Source organism: Pseudomonas putida, assembly GCF_022627325.1.
In the GTDB taxonomy this organism is placed as follows: Bacteria; Pseudomonadota; Gammaproteobacteria; order Pseudomonadales; family Pseudomonadaceae; genus Aquipseudomonas; species Aquipseudomonas putida_X.
In genome coordinates this window covers 182,879-200,162 of record NZ_JAETZZ010000008.1, presented here as the reverse complement: position 1 = coordinate 200,162, position 17,284 = coordinate 182,879, and the positions used below count along the sequence as shown (strand labels likewise).

Sequence of the window (17,284 nt, the reverse complement as noted above, 5' to 3'; positions counted from 1 at the left end):
CTCTCGTTGATCAGAGGGGATACTAGATGAGTGAACAACGTGGTAGTCACTGCGCTACATATTTCGATGTGATTAATAAATTCAAGCAGTCGTTTGGAACTGAGTTTGACAAGCTGTCCTTCCAAACCAGTAGTGGCCAATCTATTGTAGGTGCAGATTTTAATGGAGCTATTAGCGGGTGCGAGATACTTGATCGGCACGGTTTGGGCTGGATGTGTCAGTGTAGGCTGTTTGATGAAAAAATCAGGCTGACCTCTGAGGGTGAAATGCTGCCTGCCGGTAGTAAATACATAATTACACTGGCGGATGGGCGTATCGTTTCCGGCTGTACCGATGATGCAGGATGCACGGAGAGAATTAAGAGTTCAGAACCTATCGGTTTTGAAAAAATTGAGATATTTGTAGAGGATCTTAGTCCATGTTGCGGCGATGGACATACAGAAGAAGTTTTGCTTTCGGTGGATTTGAATGGTGTCCATACATCTAAAGAAGGATTTGGGCAATCTGAGAAACATGTCACGGTCGAGAAAGGCTATAGACCATTGACCGAAGGTGAAGTTGGGCTCGCCAGACTGCTATTCAGGGACTCAATAAATTATGGGTCTGTAAGGGTCTATAATAACAAATATTTTGCATTTCATCCCAAGGAAATGGCCATCGCGCCTAATGGTCATATATATTTTCATCCTGCGGACTTCAAAGAAGACTTCTCGATCGAAAGGACTAGGCTTAAGTGGTGGTTTATCCACGAAATGACACATGTATGGCAGCATCAACTTGGGTATCCAGACACGCACGTCACTTAGACATGCCATCAAAAAAATGGACGAGCAAATAACCGAACTACGGCAAATGAATCGCCAATCGCGGATCATTAATAAATTCACCAAGAACATCCTCGCACAACCATAACGAGTCGGAATAATTACCCATATTGATTGAGCCTGGAGCCTTCAAAAACTTCAGCACAAAATAGTCGGCGCTTAGTTCGGAGTGCCTGAGTTATGGGGTTCTCCCTAATGATGCGATCAGCGAAAAAGATGCAGAAGCGCTAAGCGCTGGGGCCGTCTACGAAGTATTTATAAATGCTCGCTATTCAGATCCATACAGCTCGGTTTCTGGTTTTTCCAGGCGCTTTTGTCTGAAACCTGAAAAAGAAGTTATCGTGATTGACTATGATGATTATAAGGGTTGGGAACATTCAATTTGCAGGTAGGCGCGGTCGATGGACAATACGTATTGTGCGCACCGTGGTTCTGTTGAAAACGGTTGCAGCTTTTGTACTGTGATTATCGCTGAGCAAAAAATTCAGGGTCTTCTTTCTTATGCCTGAAATTGCCGATCAGTTGCTTTGCGCTATCACCGTGCTTAGCGGCGAGGCTGGTTAATCAGTCTCAAGCCGGAGCGATATTACTTTTATTCAATAAGGTTGGCCGAGGTACTTCACTTCATAAAGTTTTCCAGTTGCCACGAGGGCTATTGCAACAGTCGCCCAAGCTGGGGGCTAGCACGCAGGCAGGTTTATAAAGAGGGAGTTCATGCAAACGGAAGAGCGAGTAGGCGCTGAATTTTTGTGCCTACGCCAGGGGTGCCACCGTTCAACGAAGCGAATCGCTTTATGCGTCACTCTGGAGCCTGATCTGGCCGGCTTGCTACCCGACACTGAGCGGTTCCTGGAAGAGGCACAAGGTGGAGTGGTGGTGTACCCGCTGTATTGGAATGACGCTACGAGCCGCTGGCCCCTGTCTATAGGTGGTGTGTTCGTTCCCCATAGAACGAGGTGGCCGACTATGTGCGTGAGGAAGCGACATTGGTGGACCGCTTGGCCAGCGACGGGTTGCTGGCGGTGGATCCTAGCTGTTCCAGGCAACGAAAATTCAATGTCGCCCCCACAGTCCTCATGCCCCGCCGGCATTCGTTAATCCGAGTGTGACAGGGGAGATGATGCAGAAGGACTATTCACTCATTTCTTCTCGCGAGAACCCTGCGATAATCGGGGGCAATTGCAAGGGCCTGATCATGCTGACCATCTCCAACAACGTACAGATACCGGATGCCGAAATCGAACTGACTTACATCCGCGCGCAGGGCGCGGGTGGGCAGAATGTCAACAAGGTATCCAGCGCCGTGCACCTGCGCTTTGACATCCCGGCCTCTTCGTTACCCGAGTTCTACAAAGAACGGTTGCTGGCGCTGCGTGACAGCCGCATCACCAGCGAGGGGGTGTTGATCATCAAAGGGCAGCAGTACCGCACACAGGAGCAGAACCGTGCTGACGCACTGGCGCGCCTTGCCGAGTTGATCATCAATGCCGGCAAGACCGAGAAGAAACGCCGTCCCACCAAGCCGACCCTTGGTTCGAAGACCCGTCGCCTGGAAGGCAAAGCCAGGCGGAGCAATGTCAAGGCGGGGCGGGGCAAAGTGGATTTTTAGTGCTGGGGTCTCCAGCGCCATCTGCGCCAAAAGCTAGGGGTCGATGGCCACGCGGCCGAAGCTGTCCGCCACCCACTCAAGTATCGAGCGCCGCGCGGGCGGCGCTCGATATCCAGCCCGCAGTGGTGACGAGCGATCATTGGCAAACGGACAGGTACGCTACTGCAGTGTCACCGGCCTCATCTCCAGGGGCATCCCTGCCAGCGTCGCCTCCATCCCCGCGATTTTACGTGTAAGCCGTTGCGCCTCCTCATCTTTGCCCTGTGCTTTCAGAAGATCCCGCTCCTTGCGTAATGCGAGCAGGCATTTTTGCAGACCCAGGCCAGAAGTATTGAACTGGTCCATGTTTCCCTCATGCTGAAGGCTTCCGTGCCGTTGTAGGAAAAATGGACCCTAGCAGTTCGATATCGCAACGGAAACTGAGGTTTCATACAGCACATACTCAGCAGCAAGATGCGGCCTACAGCCGAGGGGAAAACTTCCTACAAATTAACGAGGGGCTGTTTCTATTCGTGTAGATCAGACGTGCGGCGGATGCCCGTAATTGCTGAGCCGGCGATGACCAAGCCGTTCAAGTAGGCACGATGGTGTTGGCAGGCTGGCCAGTCATGCGCTGAAACTTAAAGTTGCAATTGTGCGGGGGCGGGCAGGTCGAACTCGCTCTTGTGAACGCCTACGAACCCACTGCCACCTTGGCGATCACGGTCGACCGGGCGCGTATCTGCGTCGCGGTGACCGCGAGCGCATCTGATACGCTTTTTTTCATCCGACCTGACTCTGTATCCATATCAGCTCTGCGCCGACAATGCCTTCATTCCCGCTATCACATTGAAGAGGTTCTGATGGGCAAGCTCGCGCTGTTTCTGGGTGGTTTTCTGCTGCTGACCCTTTTGATAGGCCTGCTGGGCACCATCCCCCCCGGCTGACACCGTTCCCTGCGGCCCGGCTATTTTCTCGCGCGGGCCCGCGTCGTGCCGTCACGCCAGTGGTCCTTGGTATACCGTTAGACTGGCGGTAGCTGCAAGTCATTCTCAAGTGAAAAGGCCTCGTGTACTCTCCCGCTCGCGTCATAATGAGTCGCGGCAGTGGGCCGGCCTTTTACCTTGGAGTCGATAGATAGATGGAATGCAAGAAGGACCCTTCAGCGCTGCTGGAGTGGCGTAGCCGTTTCCTGGCCGCAGGTATTCTCGAAGAAAACGAATACGACCAGGCGTTGCGCAGTGCCGATGCGCTGGAACAATCTGGCGTGATCAGTGCGGTTGAGTGGATCGAACTGGTCAAGGCGGCGAATGCAGCACTACTGCGCGTGCGATAAGTCCTTCTTTACGCGGGGAAATCTGTCCACAAAAAACGTGGGTAGGTCTGTGGATAAAATGCTGTAAGCCAAGCCGTTTGCGGCTTCTGTTGAATTGAGCAGATTTTGAACAGATGTCAGCGTGCCTGCCGGCTGCCCCCATTGCCTGCCTCGCGCAGTGCCAGCAGCAGCTCACGGACCCGCGCTGGCAACTCGCCGGCAGGATACACGGCGTGCATTTGCGGGTCTTGGCCGGTACTGGATGTCAGCCGGTAATCAGCGCAAACACGTACCAAACGGCCGGCGCTGACTTGTGCTTCGCCCACCCAGTCGGCCAGGCGGGCAATGCCGGCACCGGCCAGCGTACTGTGATAGACCGCATCGCCTGAGCTCAGTCGCAGCCTTGGATGGGGGCGCAGGCTGGTAATTCGGCCGTCGCGGGAAAAGTGCCAGGCCTTGAGAATGCGCGGGGCGGTATGCAGGATCAGCGAATGGTCAGCCAGATCCTCTGGCCGCTTGGGCATGCCATGGCGCGCCAGGTAGTCCGGGCTGGCATACAGATGGCGCTGGTAGCGCCACAGTGGATAACCGATCAGCTCGCTTGATTGTGGAAACGCGCCGCGCACCACGAAATCAAGCTTGCCCAGCAATGGGTCGAGCGCCTCGTCACGGTAGTGCACGTCCAGCGTTACCTGTGGGTGGCGCTGGGAAAACGCCGCCAGCACAGCCGGCAGCACGTGTTCGCCAAGCAGTTGCGGCACGCCGAAGCGGATCCAGCCTTGGGCGCTGCCACTGAGTGCGGCCAATTCATCCGTGGCATCACGTTGCACATCAAGCAAGCGCTCGGCATGAGGGAGTAGTCGCTCGCCGGCATCGGTCAGGGTCACCGCGTTGGCGTTGCGGTTGAGCAACTTGCACCCTGTGTTGTCTTCCAGGGCCTGCACCGCCCGTGTAACGGCGCTGGGCGAGCGGCCCAGGGCGCGCGCAGCGGCGACGAAGCTGCGTTTGTGCGCGACGCTGACGAACGCCTGGATTTCGCGCAGCATGTCCAATGCCATGGGTGTCTCCTGGTTGCAGTTTTCGCAATATGGCATTTCAACACAGGCGCGCCGTTTTGATTAGCCTTGCAGTCTGCTTTCACTGCCTGGAACCCGCGCCATCATGGATATCGCCGTACTTTCCCTGTTCGCTTTTGCCGCCGGCCTCATCGATGCTGCGGTCGGAGGTGGTGGGCTCATTCAGATTCCGGCACTGTTCAATGTACTGCCCACGGCGCAACCTGCGGCCTTGCTGGGCAGCAACAAACTGGCATCGGTATGCGGCACGGCGTTCGCAGCGCGCTCGTTCATTCGCAAGGTCACCCTGGACTGGGGGTTGATCGTGCCGGCGGCGCTCAGTGCGTTCATCATGTCGTTTGCAGGGGCCGCCACGGTGTCGCTGGTGCCGCCCAGCGTGATGCGCCCAGCCGTGCTGGTGCTGATCGTGCTGATGGCGATCTACACCTTTTGCAAGAAAGATTTCGGCACCTTGCACGCGCCGGCAAAGATCGGCCGCAAGGAGCAATGCCTGGCGGTACTGATCGGTGGCGCCATCGGTTTCTACGACGGCCTGTTCGGGCCGGGTACCGGCAGCTTCCTGATCTTCCTGTTCATTCGCTTTTTCGCGTTGGACTTCCTGCACGCTTCGGCATCGGCCAAGGTGGTCAACATCGCCACCAACCTCGCGGCGCTGGTGTTCTTCGTGCCCTCGGGCAATGTGCTGTATGCCATTGCTTTGCCCATGGCCGCATGCAACGTGCTTGGAGCGCTGACCGGGACCTGGCTGGCCGTGCGCAAGGGCGCAGGCTTTGTGCGCGGGCTGTTCCTGGTCTTGCTGTGCGTGCTGATCGCCAAGCTGTCCTGGGACTTGCTGATAGGCTGAGTCAAATCACCTGGCGCTGCGCCTTCGCCACTTCGACACGATTGCGGCCGTAGGCCTTGGCGCGGTACAGCGCCTGGTCCGCACGGGCCAGCAGGTCGTCCAGGTTCGGCGCCGGCTCGTGCCCGGCGCAGCCGTCCAGGCCGATACTGACGGTGATCTGCAGGCGCCCGTCGCCCTGTGCCAGGTGCAGGTCCTGGACTGCTCTGCGCAGGCGTTCGGCGGTGAAGCTGGCGCGCTCCGGTGCCAGGCCTGGCAGCAGTACCACAAACTCCTCACCGCCCATGCGCGCCAGCAGCTCGCCACCGTGCAACTGGTCTTGCAGGGTCCGGGCGAACAGGCGAAGCACTTGATCGCCCACGCCGTGGCCGTGGCGGTCGTTGATCGACTTGAAATGGTCGATATCGAGCATCATCAAGGTCAGCGGTAGCGCCTGTGCATGTTTTTGCCGGCTGTCGAGCAGGGCGTTGGCGCGGCGGCTGAAGGCGCTGCGGGTCAGCGCGCCGGTCAGGTGATCGATGGTGGCCTGATGCGCCAGGCGCGCGAGCAGGCTGCGATTGGTCTGGCTGACACAGGCGACCACCAGTGGCCCGAGGATCAGCATGGCGATGCCCAGGCGAGCCGACATCAGTGTGGTGACCCCAAGCTCGCTTTGCGGCACGCTGAAGTGCATCAGGTTCTGCGCCACCGCGACGATCAGCGTGCTCCCGGCAATCAGGGTCAGCAGCGAAACCAGAAACGGTGAGTAGGTCCATGCACACCACAGCAGTGCCGCGATCGGAAAGGCAATCGCGCCTGGCCCGCCGAAGGCGATGCTGAAGGCCAGCGAGGCCAGCAGCACCAATAAAGGTGCCATGGCTACCGCCTGGGCGCTGCTGCGCACCAGTGCCCGTGTGGAGGGTGCCGTCAGTAGTACCGGCAGGAGCAGCACCGCCGTCGAGAATTGTTCGCTGAACCAGGCCAGCCAGGTGGCGCGCACCGATTGCTCGAACCAGGGTGTAGCCATGGCACAGGCCAGGCTCGCCGCCACCGTCGCACCGGCCGCGCAGGCGCCGAATACACTGAGCACCCCACGCGGGCTGCGCATGCGCCGGTGCAGGCGCGGCAAGCGTGATAGCAGTAGCCACACGGTCACTATGACGCTCAGGTTGCACAGGTTGAGCCACAGCGCTGGCGGCCAGGCGCTGCCGCAGGCCAGGTCGGCGGCGACCATGCCCAGCCAGACCAAGGTGAACCCCAGCAGGGTGGCCTGGCGCGGGTAGCGCAAGAGCACGCCGGTCAGTACCGCATTGACGGGCCAGAACAACGACAAGGACTCGATCGGCCGCGCCAGAATACCGCCCAGGGCCAGGGCGAAGGTCAGGCCGAACAGAGCGACATAGGGCAACACGCGCGATTTGGCTGAATAAACCATAGGCTCGACCGACAAGCGGAGACGAAATCCAGGGCAACGGCCTAGGGCACCTGGAGCAATAACGTGTCAGTGTGTTTCCAGCGGCCGCTTCATGTCAATCTGCCGCGATCGCGCAGGATAACGGCCAATAACCTCTCGCTTCATAGACCGTAGAACCACGGCACCATTACCACCGCTACCAGCATCACCAGCACAGTGAAGGGCACACCAACCTTGACGAAGTCGCCGAAGCGGTACTGGCCCGGGCCGAGCACCAGGGTATTCACCGGCGAGGAAACCGGGGTCATGAACGCCGCCGATGCGGCCAGGGCCACGATCATGGCGAACGGATACGGCGACAGGCCGAGCTGGGCCGCGGTGCTGATCGCCACGGGTGCCATCAGTACTGCGGTCGCCGTATTGGAGATGAACAGGCCGATCACCGCTGTGACCATGAACAGGCAGACGAGCATGGCGATCGGCCCGGCGTCGCCCAACAGGCTGACCAGCCCGCCCACTGCCAGGTCGATGCCCCCGGTCTGCTGCAGTGCCTGGGCGAAGGGCAGCATGCCGACGATCAATATCAGGCTTGGCCAGTGAACGGCGCGGTAGGCGCTGTTCATATCGATGCAACGCCCGGCCCCCATCAATAGGCAGCCGATCAACGCGGCGATCACATTGGGTACCACGCCGCTGACCATCAGCCCGACCATCACCGCCAGGCTGATCAGGGCATAGGGTGCCCGGGTACGGGCCGGTGCCACTTGGTCGATTTCGGCAGGCAAGCTCAGTACCAGGAAGTCCTTTGGCTGGCTTTGCAACTGGCGCACCGCCTTCCACGGGCCGACAACCAGCAGCGTGTCGCCCAGACGCAGGGGCTCTTCTACCAGGCGCTCGTCGATCGCCTTCTGCTCACGGCGCAAGCCCACCACGTTAAGGCCGTAGCGGGTACGAAAGGCGAGGCTCAGGATACTTTTACCCACCAGTTGCGAGCCGGGCGGCAGGGACACTTCGGCCATGCCCAGCTCCTGGGACTGGTCGATGAAATACGCGGCCTTGAAGTGCAACGGTTCCAGCTGCATGGTCTGGCACAGGTTGCGCAGGTCGTCGCGATTGGCGAACAGGTCGAGCAGCAGCACATCACCCTGCTGCAGGACGGTGCTCGAATCGGCGGCGATCACCCTGGTGGTGAATTTGTGCTGGCGTTCGATGCCGATCACGTTGGCGCCATGCCGGGTGCGCAGCTCCAACTCCCCGAGGGTATGGCCGATCAGCGGGGAGCGCGGGCGAATACGCAGGCGCCGCTCCCGGCCGTTGAGCTTGTAGTCCAGCACCAGGTCGAGCAGGGTGCGGCGGCTTTCCACTCGGCCGTCCTTGCGTATTTCGCCATTGAGCCAGTGGCGTGTCAGCAGCATGTAGCCGATCCCCAGCACCAGCACCACCAGGCCGAAGGGCGTGAAGCTGAAGAAGCTGAAACCTTGCTCGCCGTGGCGCACCAGCTCGCTGTGCACCACCACGTTGGGCGGTGTGGCCACCAGGCTGAGCATGCCGCTGATCAGGCCTGCAAAGCTCAGCGGCATCATCAGGCGGCTGGGCGAAATCTGCAGGCGTGCGGCGATGCTCAACACCACCGGGATAAAGATCGCGACCACGCCGGTCGAACTCATCACCGAGCCCAGCCCGGCCACCGATACCATCAGCAACACCAGCAGGCGTGCCTCGCTATTGCCGGCCCGGTCGCTCATCCATTCGCCGATGCGGTAAGCGATGCCGGTCCGCACCAGCCCTTCGCCGATCACGAACAAGGCTGCGATCAATACCACGTTGGGGTCGCTGAAGCCGGCCAAGGCCTGCTGCACGGTGAGGATGCCCGACAGGGGCAGGGCGAGAATCACCATCAGCGCGACGACGTCCATGCGTGGTCGGTTGATGACGAAGAGCACGATGACGACAGCCAGCAGGCCGAGGACCCAGAGCAGTTCCTGGTTCATGGGGCGGGGGTGTTCCTTCACTCAAGGGGGCACGAAAGACAGTAGCATTCAGTGTGGCAGCTTGTGGTGAAGAGGGTGTTGATGAGGGTCAGCGTGGAGGGGGCTGCCTGGTTCAGGCGCTGGAGCTTGCGGGAACGATGAGGCCCGGAAAGCAGGAGCCGGCAAGCCGGCCCCGCAAAGGCTGTGCTGAATCAGTGACGGTGCCGGCGATGCTTCTTGCCGTTGTTGTCACCCAGGTGGTTGCCAATGGCGCCACCTGCCGCGCCGCCCAGGCCGGCGCCGATGGTCGAGCCGGTCGAGCCGCCGACCTTGCCGCCCAACAGCGAACCGCCCGCCGAGCCCAGGCCGCCGCCGATGGCGGCTTCGGTGCGATTGCCTTTGCGCGCAGCCACCGCGCTGCCCGCGGCGCCGCCAAGGCCTGCGCCGACAGCTGCACCCGTGCTGCCACCGAGCTGTTGGCCGACGACATTACCCAGGACGCCACCCAGGCCACCGCCAATGGCGGCAGTACCGTCACCGGCGAAAGCGCCTTGGCACAGCATCAGGCCAAGGGCAAGGGAAGGCAAAGTCAGACGCATGATAGGGAGCCTCGGAAATTCATCAGGTTAAGAATGGGGTGCAAAGTAGTGTCAGCGGTAGTTGCGGTCACGGTAGCGGCGATCATCATCGTCTCGGTCATGCCGCTGATGGTGACGGTGATCACGGTCGCCATCGCGCCATCCACCCTCGTCATCGTGGTAGTGATGATGGTGGCAGCCGGCAACCAATAGAAAAGTGGCGATCAGAGAAAAACTTGCAAGGCGGGTCATCACGATATAGGTCCTTGATCCGCTTAGGTTTACGGGGCACATGCTGAGACTGTGATCGATCCGTTTGGTTTCCTGAGCGGACAATTTTTTGCTGCGGTGACGATCAATGGCGTGCTTGCCGGCAGCTGTTCTGTCCCGCTCGGTCATGGCTCGGCTGTGGCTGGGCGCTTAGACTTGCGCACAGGCCGCAAAGAAGACGGCCATCTGCCACACGGTGAATCATGATGATCGCCCATACACCCACGCTGTTCGCCGCCGTTGCACTGGTCGCGACCATCCTGGCGTTCTGCCTGTTGCTGGTCGGCCGGTCCAATCGCCACGACAACCAGTGGCTTACCGCTTGCGGCTTGCTCGCCCATGCGTTGGCCTACGTTTGCTACACCGTCTATGGTCACGCCCCGCTGTGGCTCAGCTATGGGGTGGGTAACAGCCTGCTTTCATTGGCCCTGGCTTTCTATTCGGCCAGCCTGTTTCGCGTGCGCGAGCAGGCTGTGCCCTGGCGGCAGGTCTTCATCATTCCCGTCTGCATGTTGGTGGGCCTGATGCTGCTGCTCGACACCGTGGAGCCGCGCATGCTGCTGGCGACGCTGGTGCTGATGCTGCAGTGCACGCTGATCCTGTACTGGGTGCGGCGCCACGTGGAGCGGCCGGGCAGGGCGCACCTGTTGCTTCAGATTGGCGCCCTTGTCAGCCTGGTAGGGCTGGGCATGCGGGCGGTGGCAGTGATCAATGGCACTGCCGTGGAAATGCGCTACGACAGCAGTAACCTCAAGCAGAGCATTTCCGTCGCTATCGGTACGGTAACGGTGATGATGTACTCCATTGGCCTGGTGCTGATGGCCAAGGAACGCAGCGAATCGCGGTTGAAGCACCTGGCCTTGCGCGATGTACTGACGGGCACCTATAACCGTCGGGCGATTCTCGAGCGCTTTGCCGTCGAGCTGGACCGCGCCCGTGGCGAGCGCAGCAGCTTGGCCGTGGCGATGATCGACCTCGACCATTTCAAGCGTATCAATGACCTGTACGGGCACCTGGCCGGGGACGAGGTGTTATGCCATTGCGTTCGGCAGTTGGAGCAGCGCCTGCGTCACCGCGACAGTCTGGGCCGCTATGGGGGGGAGGAGTTCCTGCTACTGTTGCCGCAAGCCGATCGTAATGGCGCGATGGCAGCTCTGCAGGGCCTGAGGGAGGCCATTGCCCTCAGCCCGGCGCACTTCGCCGGGGACCAAATCACGCTGCGCTTCAGTGTGGGGCTGTGGTGCGGCGTGCCTGGCCCGCACGACACTACCGCGAGCCTGCTTGCCCAGGCTGACGCGGCGCTGTATCAGGCCAAGGCAGCCGGGCGCAACACGGTGTACATGGCGGCGTTGACCGCTGCCAGTTGAGTCAGGACGCCGGGTGGATGGCCAGCACCACGCCGTTGGTGATCTGCACCAGCACATAGTGGTCGCCCATGCGTACCCAGTGGCTTTCCTTCTCCGGTGCTGGCAGGCCCTTGGCTTTCCAGTCGGCCACAGCTGCTTCGTCGCGCTTGTACTGGTCGGGGGCCTTGTCGCCCACTTTGAGTTCGCGGTTATGGGTTTCTGGTGCGGTAACGCTCTCTTGAGCCGAGGGTGCGGCTGACGCCATCATTGGCAGGCAGGGCAGGGTGGCGAGTAGCAGCGAAGGCAAAAGGCGAGGGACTTTCATTTCAATCTCCTGAGATGGCATGCCTTATCTGCGACAACAGCCCCCATCCGACAATTCACTCGCGATGCTGCGCAGTGCTAGAGTCGCCTTCTTTTTGTCCCGAGGATGGAACATGCGAGCAATTCTGCCGATGGCTGCGGCGCTGGTATTGGTCGGTTGTGCTTCAGCGACCATGGATACGGCCCGTGCTGGCAAGCCGACTGCACAGCTCGATTCGCAAAAGGCGCCGGAGTTGGTGGCCCAGTGCATCCAGTTCAGTTGGCAGAAAGAGGATGTGTTCGGGGACGACGCCAGCGGCTATCTGCAGCCGCGCAAGCAAGGTGGGCTGACGGTGTATACCCGCGAAGCGGAGTCGTTCGTGGATGTCTATCCTCAAGCGGGCGGCACGCGGGTGGATTACTACGCGCAGAAGAATGACGGCGTGGCCCTGCAGCGGCGGGCGGCGGCGACTACCTGCCTGTAACGCTTGCAGGATTAGGGGCTTTGCCGGCGCCTGCGTGGGCACGCTTGGCAAGGTGCCGATGGCCGCAACTCAAACGACAAGGACGTACAGCATGGACCGATCACATCAACTCAACCGCGCCAGCTGGGATGAGCGCGCGCCGCTGCATGCTGCCTCGAAGGACTACGAGGTCGAGCAGCTGGTCCAGCAGCCGGCGCACCTTTCCCAGACCGTACGCTTCGACCTGCCACGCCTTGGCGATATTCAGGGCCTGCGCACCGCTCACCTGCAATGCCATATCGGCACCGACACCTTGTCGCTGGCGCGCTTGGGCGCGCTGGTGTGCGGGCTGGATTATTCGGCAGCCTCGCTGATGCAGGCGCGGCGCCTTGCCGGGCGTTGCAACACAGCCATCGACTACGTAGAAGCCGATGTCTATGAGGCCGATCAGGTACTGCAGGCAGGCACCTTCGACCTGGTCTACACCGGAATCGGTGCATTGTGCTGGCTACCGCGCATCGAGCCTTGGGCCCGGGCAGTGGCGGCCTTGCTCAAACCTGGCGGTCGGCTGTTTCTGCGCGATGGCCACCCGGTGCTGATGGCCGTCAATGAAGACCATCAGGACCGGCTGCAACTGGAATATTCCTACTTCGAGCACGAAGCGCCGACGGTTTGGCACAGCGACCAGACTTACGTCGACAGCGATCAACGCCTCACCCAGACCGAAACCCATGAGTGGAACCATGGTCTGGGCGAAGTCGTCAGTGCCCTGCTGGCGCAAGGGCTGCAACTGACGTCACTGGTCGAGCACCAGAGCATCCCCTGGGAGGCGTTACCCGGCCAGATGGACAAAGGCGCCGACGGCGAATGGCGCCTGCGCCTGGGGCCTGAGCGCTTGCCGCTGAGTTACACCCTGCAGGCGATCAAGGCCTGATCAGGACAGGTAGCCTCCGTCGACATTAAGCGCTGTACCGGTGGTGTAACTGGAGGCATCGCTGGCCAGGTACAGCACGGCGCCGGCCATTTCCTTGGGGTCGGCCACGCGTTTGAGCGGAATTTTCTGCAGTGCGGCGTTGAGGATGGCGTCGTTTTTCACCAGCGCCGAGGCGAACTTTGTGTCGGTCAGGCCAGGCAGCAAGGCATTGCAGCGGATGCCGAACTGCGCGCACTCCTTGGCGAAGACCTTGGTCATGTTGATCACCGCAGCCTTGGTCACCGAGTAGATCCCCTGGAAATGCCCCGGCGAAATCCCATTGATCGACGCCACGTTGATGATGCTGCCGCCGCCGTTTTCACGCATCAGCTTGCCGGCTTCGACGGACATGAAGAAATAGCCACGGATATTGACGTCGACGGTCTTCTGGAAGGCGCCCGCGTCGGTGTCCAGCACGTTGCAGAACTGCGGGTTGGTGGCGGCGTTGTTGACCAGCACGTCCAGGCGGCCGAACTGTTCGCGGATACCGGCGAAAACCTGCTGGATCTGTTCCAGTTCGCCGATGTGGCAGGCCACTGCGGTGGCCTTGCCGCCTGCCGCGATGATCGCATCGGCCACCTGCTGGCAGCCCTCGAGCTTGCGGCTGGAAACGATCACGTGAGCACCTTGCTGGGCCAGCAGGTGCGCGATGGCCTCGCCAATGCCGCGGCTGGCGCCGGAGACGAAAGCGATCTTGCCATCGAGGTCGAACAGGTGGGTCTTGGACATGCTGTTTTCCTTGTTGTCTGTCGTCAGAGCGTGGACTTGGCTATTACCTGCAGGCTCATCTGCTCCAGCAGCCGGTTCATGTGAATGAACTGGGCGAAGCGCTTGTCCTGGGTCTGGCCGTGGTAGAAGCGGTAGTAGATCTGCTGCACGATGCCTGCCAGGCGGAACAGGCCATAGCAATAGTAGTAATCGAAGTTGTCCAGGCGGATGCCCGCACGCTCGGCGTAGTAATCGACGAACTGGCGGCGGGTCAGCATGCCCTGGGCATTGCTCGGCTGGCGCCGCATCAGTTGCACCGGCGCCGGGTCGCTCGCCTCGATCCAGTAGGCCAGGCTGTTGCCCAAGTCCATCAGTGGGTCGCCGATCGTGGCCATCTCCCAGTCCAGTACGCCAATGATGCGCATGGGGTTTTCGGCATCGAGGATCACGTTGTCGAAGCGGTAGTCGTTGTGCACGATGCCTGGGCGAGGGTGGTCGGCCGGCATCTTTTCGCGCAGCCAGGCAATGACCTGCTCCCAGCGCGGCGCATCGGGTGTCAGGGCTTTTTCGTAGCGGCTGGTCCAGCCTTCGATCTGGCGCTGCACATAGCCCTCAGGTTTGCCCAGGTCGGCGAGGCCGCAGGCCTGGTAGTCGACTTGATGCAGCTCTACCAGGCGGTCGATGAAGCTTTTGCAGAGGGCCTCGGTACGGCTGGCATCCAGGTTCAGTTCGGCGGGAATGTCCGAACGCAGGATGATGCCGTTCACCCGCTCCATCACATAGAACTCGGCACCGATCACCGTTTCATCGGTGCAGTGGGCGTAGGCCTTGGGGCAATAAGGAAAGCCGCTGTTGAGCTGGTTGAGGATACGGAACTCACGGCCCATGTCGTGGGCCGACTTGGCTTTCTGGCCAAAAGGCGGGCGCCGCAGCACGAACTCACGGCCTGGGTAAGCCACCAGATAGGTCAGGTTGGAGGCTCCCCCGGGGAACTGGCTGATGCGTGGTGTGCCCTCAAGGCCGGCGATGTTGGCCTTCAGGTAAGGATCGATGACGGCCGCGTCGAGTTCTTCGCCGGGGCGTACCTGAGTGGACTGATCGGTGAGCGTCATGCGTTTACCTTATTATCGATTGCAAGGATTATTGGCTAATCTAATGGCCTTGAGGCATTGGAACAAGCGTGCCAGGTGCCCTATAGGTTTGCGTGTTGCCGGCCGATCACTGCACCGAATACGCCACGGCGGGCAAAAAAAAACCGAAGCCGGTCTGGCTTCGGTTTTCGTCTCGCGCGGTGCGCCCATCACTCAGGAAGGGAACAGCTCGCTGAGTTTCATCGACAGCATCATGTCGCCTTCAACGCGAAGCTTGCCGCTCATGAACGCCTGCATGCCGTCGGTCTCGCCGCTGACGATGCCCTTGAGGGTGTCGCTGTCCATCACCAAGGTGCAGTTGGCGTTCGGGTTCTCGCCTTCCTGCAGGTCGCAGGTACCGTCCTTGACGATCAGGGCGTATTTCTTGTCTTCGTCGGTGATGTCGAAGCCGAACACCAGGTCCAGGCCTTCGGCTGCAGACGGATTGAACTTCTCTTGCATCTTTTTCACGGCATCAGCTACGGAGGTCATGGCGTATTCCTTATTGAGTGATTTACGTCCCTGATCGGGACACAACAAGCCGGGCTCATCTGTAGGTAATGAGCTCCGGCACCTTCAACAACTGCACGTGGGCCTGGTTGTTGAAGGAAGCCAGTGCCACGTCGCGGCCGCGGAACTTCAGCTGGCTGAGCGACGTGTTGATGATCTGCCAGTTCAGCGAGAAGGCCTGGCTGGGGGTAATTCCAGTAGTCAGGTGAAGCAGGGCGGCAATGGTGCCTCCTGAGGTGAACACCGCGATGTTGTCGCCACTGCCGGCGCTGTCCAGCACACGTTGCAAACCACCCTGGACTCGCGTGGTGAACGCTTGCCAGGTTTCCAGGCCGTCGTCGGCCTGTTCGCCGTCGTGCCAGCGCTGCACCATCACGGCGAACAGGCGCTGGAATTCGCTGCGGTTCTGCGCGCCATTGCGCAGGATGTGCAGGGCCTGTGGCTCTTCGGCCAGCAAGCCGGGCAGCAGGGCACGGATAACACCGTCGGCATCGAACTCATTGAACGCAGGGTCGGTCTCAATGGCGGGCACTGCGCAGCCATTGGCGTGCAACGCCTCCAGCGCCAGCCGCGCAGTGTCTTGCTGGCGGCGCAGGTCACCCGCCACGCATCGGTCCAGGCGCAGGTCCAGCCGGGCAAGGTGCTCACCCAGTGCCTGGCTTTGCCGCACGCCCACCGGCGACAGCACGTCATAGTCGTCTGCGCCGAATGAGGCTTGGCCATGTCGGATGAGGTAGAGGTTGCCCACGAAGGTATCCGGCCGCTTGAAGGTTGCTGCGAGGTTAGGATGCGCCACACGGGCTGTCAACGAAAAAACATACAAGCGTTTGAAAAGGTCGTTTGAACTGTGTTGCCAGCGTTTACCGCAGCTGGCAGCGCCACGGGCGCACCGGTATGCTTGCTAAAGTTTCGCGCCGTACAGGCGCAGGTTCATAAGGAGTCAACGTGGAGTTTCTTGCCGAATACGCAAGCTTTCTCGCTAAAACCGCCACCCTGGTGATTGCCATCCTGGTGGTGCTGTCTGCCATCGCCGGCTTGCGCGGCAAGGGGCGGCGCAAGGCTGGCGGGCAGTTGCAGGTTACCCGCCTGAACGAGTTCTACAAAGAGTTGCGCGAGCGGCTGGAATCCGGCCTGCTCGACAAGGCCCAGCTCAAGGCCCTGCGCAAGCAGCAGGCCAAAGCGGAAAAACAGCAGAAAAAAGGCAAGGTCGAAGAGAAAGGCCGGGTGTTCGTGCTCGACTTCGATGGCGACATCAAGGCGTCCGCCACCGAGAGCCTGCGCAACGAAATCACGGCACTGCTGACCCTCGCCACGCCGCGTGACGAGGTGGTACTGCGCCTGGAAAGCGGTGGTGGCCTGGTGCACAGCTACGGCCTTGCAGCCTCGCAGCTGGCGCGCATCCGCCAGGCCGGCATCCCGCTGACCGTGTGCATCGACAAGGTGGCCGCCAGCGGTGGTTACATGATGGCCTGTATCGGCGAGAAAATCGTCAGCGCGCCGTTTGCCGTGCTCGGTTCGATCGGCGTGGTGGCGCAGTTGCCCAACGTCAACCGCCTGCTGAAGAAGCACAATATCGATTTCGAAGTGCTGACTGCCGGTGAGTACAAGCGCACCCTGACCGTGTTCGGCGAGAACACCGAGAAGGGGCGCGAGAAGTTCCAGGAAGACCTGGACATTACCCACCAGCTCTTCAAGGATTTCGTCGCCCGCTATCGCCCGCAGTTGCACATCGACGAAGTGGCCACCGGCGAAGTCTGGCTGGGTGTCGCCGCGCTGAATCGCAAGCTGGTGGACCAGTTGCAGACCAGCGACGAGTACCTCAGCGAGCGCGCTCGCAACGCCAACCTGTTCCATGTGCACTATGCCGAACGCAAAAGCCTTCAGGAGCGAATCGGCATGGCGGCGAGCGGTGCGGTGGAGAACGCCGTGGTAGGGTTGTGGAGCAAACTTGGCCGCTTGCGCTAACACCTTGAACCTCTTGAATATTTTTTCTGT

At 60.5% G+C, this 17,284-nt stretch carries 20 protein-coding genes; 9 read left to right on the top strand and 11 right to left on the bottom strand.

All coding sequences use genetic code 11. The features are described 5' to 3' along the window. The first annotated feature begins 26 nt into the window (after positions 1–26). Together JNA92_RS14705 and arfB are read left to right on the top strand one after the other, a co-directional pair. Positions 27–806 (top strand): hypothetical protein, encoded by a 780-nt coding sequence (locus JNA92_RS14705; RefSeq protein ID WP_241805369.1) that lies wholly within the window; start codon positions 27–29, stop codon positions 804–806. A 1,213-nt stretch (positions 807–2,019) separates the two neighbouring features. Then, positions 2,020–2,433, top strand: a complete 414-nt coding sequence (arfB, locus tag JNA92_RS14700) for an alternative ribosome rescue aminoacyl-tRNA hydrolase ArfB (protein ID WP_241805368.1) — start codon at positions 2,020–2,022, stop codon at positions 2,431–2,433. 159 nt (positions 2,434–2,592) lie between these two features. Here the strand turns inward: arfB and JNA92_RS14695 are convergent, their stop codons facing one another. Further along, complete coding sequence (locus JNA92_RS14695; RefSeq protein WP_241805367.1) at positions 2,593–2,778, bottom strand: hypothetical protein; 186 nt, start codon at positions 2,776–2,778, stop codon at positions 2,593–2,595. A gap of 320 nt (positions 2,779–3,098) precedes the next feature. Here JNA92_RS14695 and JNA92_RS14690 point away from each other — a divergent pair, with 320 nt between their 5' ends. Both JNA92_RS14690 and JNA92_RS14685 read left to right on the top strand, forming a co-directional pair. Then, positions 3,099–3,359 carry a hypothetical protein gene (locus JNA92_RS14690; RefSeq protein ID WP_241805366.1) on the top strand — a complete coding sequence of 87 codons (261 nt, stop codon included), beginning with the start codon at positions 3,099–3,101 and terminating at the stop codon, positions 3,357–3,359. A 194-nt stretch (positions 3,360–3,553) separates the two neighbouring features. Then, complete coding sequence (locus JNA92_RS14685) at positions 3,554–3,748, top strand: hypothetical protein (protein WP_196996614.1); 195 nt, start codon at positions 3,554–3,556, stop codon at positions 3,746–3,748. A 116-nt stretch (positions 3,749–3,864) separates the two neighbouring features. On the opposite strand, the gene JNA92_RS14680 is transcribed toward JNA92_RS14685, so the two are convergent. Continuing rightward, positions 3,865–4,785, bottom strand: coding sequence for a LysR family transcriptional regulator (locus JNA92_RS14680; protein ID WP_241805365.1), 921 nt, complete (start codon positions 4,783–4,785; stop codon positions 3,865–3,867). 100 nt (positions 4,786–4,885) lie between these two features. On the opposite strand from JNA92_RS14680, the gene JNA92_RS14675 reads away from it, so the two are divergent. After that, complete coding sequence (locus tag JNA92_RS14675) at positions 4,886–5,647, top strand: sulfite exporter TauE/SafE family protein (RefSeq protein WP_241805454.1); 762 nt, start codon at positions 4,886–4,888, stop codon at positions 5,645–5,647. A 1-nt stretch (position 5,648) separates the two neighbouring features. Here JNA92_RS14675 and JNA92_RS14670 read toward each other — a convergent pair whose 3' ends face one another. The 4 genes from JNA92_RS14670 to JNA92_RS14655 all read right to left on the bottom strand — a co-directional run bounded on the left by JNA92_RS14670 (position 5,649) and on the right by JNA92_RS14655 (position 9,837). Then, positions 5,649–7,073, bottom strand: coding sequence for a GGDEF domain-containing protein (locus JNA92_RS14670; RefSeq protein WP_241805364.1), 1,425 nt, complete (start codon positions 7,071–7,073; stop codon positions 5,649–5,651). 125 nt (positions 7,074–7,198) lie between these two features. Continuing rightward, positions 7,199–9,028, bottom strand: a complete 1,830-nt coding sequence (locus tag JNA92_RS14665; protein WP_241805363.1) for an SLC13 family permease — start codon at positions 9,026–9,028, stop codon at positions 7,199–7,201. Positions 9,029–9,219: 191 nt separating this feature from the next. Then, positions 9,220–9,606: a glycine zipper domain-containing protein gene (locus JNA92_RS14660; RefSeq protein ID WP_241805362.1), complete on the bottom strand. Its 387-nt coding sequence runs from the start codon at positions 9,604–9,606 to the stop codon at positions 9,220–9,222. A gap of 51 nt (positions 9,607–9,657) precedes the next feature. After that, positions 9,658–9,837 (bottom strand): hypothetical protein, encoded by a 180-nt coding sequence (locus tag JNA92_RS14655; RefSeq protein ID WP_241805453.1) that lies wholly within the window; start codon positions 9,835–9,837, stop codon positions 9,658–9,660. 224 nt (positions 9,838–10,061) lie between these two features. Here JNA92_RS14655 and JNA92_RS14650 point away from each other — a divergent pair, with 224 nt between their 5' ends. Then, on the top strand, positions 10,062–11,222 hold the full coding sequence (locus JNA92_RS14650) for a GGDEF domain-containing protein (RefSeq protein ID WP_241805452.1): 1,161 nt from the start codon (positions 10,062–10,064) through the stop codon (positions 11,220–11,222). A 1-nt stretch (position 11,223) separates the two neighbouring features. On the opposite strand, the gene JNA92_RS14645 is transcribed toward JNA92_RS14650, so the two are convergent. Then, positions 11,224–11,526: an RcnB family protein gene (locus JNA92_RS14645; protein WP_241805361.1), complete on the bottom strand. Its 303-nt coding sequence runs from the start codon at positions 11,524–11,526 to the stop codon at positions 11,224–11,226. Between the two features lie 112 nt (positions 11,527–11,638). Here JNA92_RS14645 and JNA92_RS14640 point away from each other — a divergent pair, with 112 nt between their 5' ends. After that, positions 11,639–11,989, top strand: coding sequence for a hypothetical protein (locus JNA92_RS14640; protein ID WP_241805360.1), 351 nt, complete (start codon positions 11,639–11,641; stop codon positions 11,987–11,989). Positions 11,990–12,080: 91 nt separating this feature from the next. Then, positions 12,081–12,902, top strand: a complete 822-nt coding sequence (locus JNA92_RS14635) for a class I SAM-dependent methyltransferase (protein ID WP_241805359.1) — start codon at positions 12,081–12,083, stop codon at positions 12,900–12,902. On the opposite strand, the gene JNA92_RS14630 is transcribed toward JNA92_RS14635, so the two are convergent. The 4 genes from JNA92_RS14630 to JNA92_RS14615 all read right to left on the bottom strand — a co-directional run bounded on the left by JNA92_RS14630 (position 12,903) and on the right by JNA92_RS14615 (position 16,037). Beyond that, on the bottom strand, positions 12,903–13,670 hold the full coding sequence (locus tag JNA92_RS14630; protein WP_241805358.1) for an SDR family oxidoreductase: 768 nt from the start codon (positions 13,668–13,670) through the stop codon (positions 12,903–12,905). A 23-nt stretch (positions 13,671–13,693) separates the two neighbouring features. Next, positions 13,694–14,761 (bottom strand): phosphotransferase family protein, encoded by a 1,068-nt coding sequence (locus tag JNA92_RS14625; RefSeq protein WP_241805357.1) that lies wholly within the window; start codon positions 14,759–14,761, stop codon positions 13,694–13,696. 192 nt (positions 14,762–14,953) lie between these two features. Beyond that, entirely contained in the window at positions 14,954–15,271 is a 318-nt protein-coding gene (locus JNA92_RS14620; protein ID WP_241805356.1) for an SCP2 sterol-binding domain-containing protein, read from the bottom strand. 55 nt (positions 15,272–15,326) lie between these two features. Next, positions 15,327–16,037: a histidine phosphatase family protein gene (locus JNA92_RS14615; protein ID WP_241805355.1), complete on the bottom strand. Its 711-nt coding sequence runs from the start codon at positions 16,035–16,037 to the stop codon at positions 15,327–15,329. 197 nt (positions 16,038–16,234) lie between these two features. On the opposite strand from JNA92_RS14615, the gene sohB reads away from it, so the two are divergent. Further along, positions 16,235–17,254: a protease SohB gene (sohB, locus tag JNA92_RS14610; protein ID WP_241805354.1), complete on the top strand. Its 1,020-nt coding sequence runs from the start codon at positions 16,235–16,237 to the stop codon at positions 17,252–17,254. Positions 17,255–17,284: the final 30 nt, after the last annotated feature.